Annotated in this window: 7 protein-coding genes; 1 reads left to right on the top strand and 6 read right to left on the bottom strand. The window is 28.9% G+C overall.

Annotated features, from left to right (window positions below; genetic code table 11):
* Positions 1–120 precede the first annotated feature (120 nt).
* The 6 genes from VNJ50_RS12645 to VNJ50_RS12620 form a co-directional block, all read right to left on the bottom strand.
* Positions 121–570: a hypothetical protein gene (locus VNJ50_RS12645; RefSeq protein WP_325582470.1), complete on the bottom strand. Its 450-nt coding sequence runs from the start codon at positions 568–570 to the stop codon at positions 121–123.
* A gap of 268 nt (positions 571–838) precedes the next feature.
* Entirely contained in the window at positions 839–1606 is a 768-nt protein-coding gene (locus VNJ50_RS12640) for a hypothetical protein (protein ID WP_325582468.1), read from the bottom strand.
* A 2-nt stretch (positions 1607–1608) separates the two neighbouring features.
* On the bottom strand, positions 1609–2235 hold the full coding sequence (locus VNJ50_RS12635) for a hypothetical protein (RefSeq protein ID WP_325582466.1): 627 nt from the start codon (positions 2233–2235) through the stop codon (positions 1609–1611).
* A complete protein-coding gene (locus tag VNJ50_RS12630; protein ID WP_325582464.1) occupies positions 2228–2581 on the bottom strand; it encodes a hypothetical protein in 354 nt (117 codons plus the stop codon). The genes VNJ50_RS12635 and VNJ50_RS12630 overlap by 8 nt, the downstream gene beginning before the upstream one ends.
* Before the next feature lie 35 nt (positions 2582–2616).
* Positions 2617–2832 carry a hypothetical protein gene (locus VNJ50_RS12625; RefSeq protein WP_325582463.1) on the bottom strand — a complete coding sequence of 72 codons (216 nt, stop codon included), beginning with the start codon at positions 2830–2832 and terminating at the stop codon, positions 2617–2619.
* Between the two features lie 67 nt (positions 2833–2899).
* On the bottom strand, positions 2900–3238 hold the full coding sequence (locus VNJ50_RS12620; RefSeq protein WP_325582461.1) for a hypothetical protein: 339 nt from the start codon (positions 3236–3238) through the stop codon (positions 2900–2902).
* Between the two features lie 122 nt (positions 3239–3360).
* On the opposite strand from VNJ50_RS12620, the gene VNJ50_RS12615 reads away from it, so the two are divergent.
* On the top strand, positions 3361–3656 hold a 296-nt coding region (locus tag VNJ50_RS12615), incomplete at its 3' end, for a hypothetical protein (protein ID WP_325582459.1).

Raw genomic sequence — 3656 nt, 5'->3', positions numbered from 1 at the left:
CAAAATGATGATTGACTGCTTCCATCAATTCCCAAAAACTAATAAATAATTCTTCTTCAATGTCTGCAATATGTTTATAATTGCCCTTAATTGCTGCTTCTAAATAAATAACTTTTTTTCTCATTTTAATTTCTCCTTATATTCATCTAATATTTTCACTAATAATCCACGGATATATCTTATTTTTGATCTTGATCCAAATTTAGTTGTCATTGATTTTTTAAAACCCCCGTTGCTATTTTCTTTGAATTCAATATTTATGATAGCTTCTAATAGTTCTGGTGTAATGAAACCATTATCTAAATTTTCAAAAGGTTGTTCATCAACAGCGTATTGATCATAATTATGATAACTATTTTTTAAAACCTTTTTAAGAGTATAAATAGTTATATCGTTATTTAAATATATACGATCATATTCTCTATCACTTTTTTTAAGTTCTTTTATATCAGCTTCAATTTCAGCAATAGTTTTTAAATCATCAGCATCAATTACAACTTGTGATTTAATATCATTTATTTCATCTTTTAACCAAATAATATGGTTCTGTAAATATTTTCTAATCATCATTAATATCTCCTTTTCTTATCTCACTTATATTATAACATATTAAAAACGATATTGCAACTTTTTTAATTTTTTTATTTGGCACACCTAAGCCATTATTAAAATACTTTTTTAATTTATTTAATAAAAAAACAACGTTGCTTGAACGTTGCTTAATTTTCTAATATGCATGGTTTGCAGGGTTTTAGCCGTTTTCTTATTTCTTGTATAGTAAAAAAAGTATAAAAACTTTAAGTAAAACGAGGGTAAACTATGCAAACCCTGCATTTAATTATTTTTTACTTGCTAAAAAACCATCCCAAATTGTCTGTTTTACATCTACTTTTGCTGGAACTTTTTTAGTCAAATAAATGTATGGTCTATATAATGCAAATAACATACTGACCATAGCACCTGCGCCTATTACTAAGAGACTAAAAAATGCGTCCCCTAAATTCTCAAATGCAAATTTAACTCCTACCACAACCGTAGAAACTATTACTGCCTGTATTGTCTTAAATAACATTTTTTGCGATTTGCCTAAAGTGTGGTTATAGGCTACGTTGGTATCTACTACGTTATTTTTATTATTAAATTCAACATAAACAGGCAAAGTAAATCCGTTAATACTATATTTAATATATTTTAATTTATGGTATTTCCTGCGTTCTCGGCGTGTCAGTTCCTCATAATTTTTACCCAACGCACCTAAAAACTCAGTTTGGACTAATTCTTTCTCACTCCTATTAGTCTCGTCCACATATTTTATTAATTCTTTTATTTGGTTTTTAGCGGGTTTTATTATCTCGTTGTTAGCTTCGTTTGCTTTTTTAAATAAATCGCTTTCTAGCCCGTCTGCTAACCCTTTATCGCCACCAATACTAATAGTTATAAATGTAATATAAACACTAAATATACTATCTATATAAGTTCTCCAGTCTTTTAAAAGTAATTGTATATTGCCATCAGCTTGAAGCGTCTTTAAAAATAAATATGCGACCAAACTAACTGACAGTATTAGCCAATGTATGTTTTTATAGATTTTCTCAAATATTTGCATAATTAATTACCACCTTTATTTCTTGCCTGCAACTCCTGTAAGATAATTTTATTATTGTGAAAATAATGTTCTACCATATAGACTACCCAGCTAATAGTGGCTGTTAAAAACACATAAAATATATTACTAATAAATAGATCTAAGACGAATAATAAGCCTGTGCCTACTAATAATGATACTAGCACACTTACACGCCAGTGTTTATTATTATTTTTAGTTGCTTTTCTATACACAATTAACCCAATTATCACGCCACCGATAATAATTGCTAAAAGCGATAACGGGATCGTCTTGCCCTGTTTTTCTTTTAATAATTTAATAGTTTGTTTTTCTAATTTATTATCAACATACTGATAATAGTCTTTATTAATTTTAATAACTGAATTTTCATCGCCTGTAAAAGCCCAACCGTAATTATCGTCTTGATGTAATACCCCGTCAATGGCAATACCGTCAATCACATATATTTTAAATCCTTCCATATGTTTTACAGCTCTTACATTTTCAGGATTTTCAACCTCAACATACAAGTCATAATCAGGTTTAACCATAATAGCGTTAATGAGTGTATATGCGCCTGTAGGGATTAAAAAAGTTAAAAATACTAATAATTTATATAATCTACTCATCACTTAATACATCCTTAATTTTATTTTTTATATCGCTTTTAGTAAAAGGATTATCAGCTTTGCTTTCAACTAATAAAGTCAGCAATTTAATAACATTATCTAATTTTTCGCTTTGGATTTTATTTTCATCTTCAAGCAATTTTATTTTATTGTCATTATTAGCGTGTTGCTCTAAATTCGCTTTATTTAATTTGCCAATCATATTATGCACCCACATAAGAACGCCTGTAAAAGTTCCAAATGATACAGACCCTGTAATTGCCATAAATTTCGTTATTAGTGGCACTTGTTCTTGTATCTCGGCAGGTAATACCAAGTAGAGCGCAAATAGGGCGGAAATCGCCATAAACGAATATGTAGATATTAAGTATATTTTTCTAATCATTTTTTTGCTACCTCCTCTAAAATTTCATAAATAATTAAGGTTAATTTGTCTTTTATCGTAGCCATAAATAAGTCATTGGCATTTTTATATTTTTTAACCTCCTGCGATAATAGGATATTACTGTGCTGTATTGCTTTTATATCCTCATTTAGTTTGGCTGTTATATCATCGATACAAATAGCCTCAAATTTCTTGCCCGTATAAATTAGCATATCGCCTTTTTTTAATTTATTAGGCACGTCAAAATTGACTAACATTTAATTCACTCCTCCTTTGTTATTATTTATTGTTAGTATTAGTAGTAGTAATCTTTATATATTTACTTAATTTACTAATATTATACATATCTTTACGATATCTAAATAATAATCTTAAACCTTTATTTATCAATGGTGCTAAAATTATAAAACCAAATATCGCAACTCCATTCGGTGCTAAATAAAATATAAATATAGCACTACCTATTCCATACACCCACGCATTTTTTAATGCTAAACCTAAAATTATTAAAGGCGTTCCGCTCAATAACAAAAATGATAAAATTATACTTATAATTCCTATTGGTGTCATAATCAATTCTTTAACCGTTCCTTTAACGCTCCTCCATAATTTTCTCATTTCATTTAGCGTCCTCCTTTTCTTTTTCTTTCTCTCTTACTTTCGCAAATTGCTTCTTAATGTTTTCCCAGCTCACATTCTTGTCCCTAAAAACATATTTCTGGACTAACATCGCTATACCTATGTTTATCGGTATTAAAGGTGTGAACGGCAATAACCAAAAACCATATATCGTCGTTCCTATAATTGCTAATCGTGGTATTGCTAATACTATTCCTAAACCTATCAAACCACTACCACTTATTATTAACCAAGTTATCAATAACGCCAAAACACCTTTCAAATTACCCATTGACTTTATTACATTCCACAACCCTTTTAAGAATGTTATAAACTTACTCCACATTTTTGCTTTTTATTTCATCTTCTGGTGCAAGTTCTTGTCTGTAGTATTCTTCTTTGTCTTCACGTTTGACAC

The sequence above is a fragment of the Gelidibacter sp. genome, assembly GCF_035577925.1.
Taxonomy (GTDB): domain Bacteria; phylum Bacteroidota; class Bacteroidia; order Flavobacteriales; family Flavobacteriaceae; genus Gelidibacter.
This window is presented reverse-complemented; position numbering and strand designations above follow the sequence as displayed.

What these genes read in the sequence shown, in the direction of transcription:
- VNJ50_RS12645 (WP_325582470.1), bottom strand. Translation starts at nt 570, where the DNA reads ATGATGATTAGAAAATATTTACAGAACCATATTATTTGGTTAAAAGAT.
- VNJ50_RS12640 (WP_325582468.1), bottom strand. Translation starts at nt 1,606, where the DNA reads ATGCAAATATTTGAGAAAATCTATAAAAACATACATTGGCTAATACTG.
- VNJ50_RS12635 (WP_325582466.1), bottom strand. Translation starts at nt 2,235, where the DNA reads ATGAGTAGATTATATAAATTATTAGTATTTTTAACTTTTTTAATCCCT.
- VNJ50_RS12630 (WP_325582464.1), bottom strand. Translation starts at nt 2,581, where the DNA reads ATGGCGATTTCCGCCCTATTTGCGCTCTACTTGGTATTACCTGCCGAG.
- VNJ50_RS12625 (WP_325582463.1), bottom strand. Translation starts at nt 2,832, where the DNA reads ATGCTAATTTATACGGGCAAGAAATTTGAGGCTATTTGTATCGATGAT.
- VNJ50_RS12620 (WP_325582461.1), bottom strand. Translation starts at nt 3,238, where the DNA reads ATGAGAAAATTATGGAGGAGCGTTAAAGGAACGGTTAAAGAATTGATT.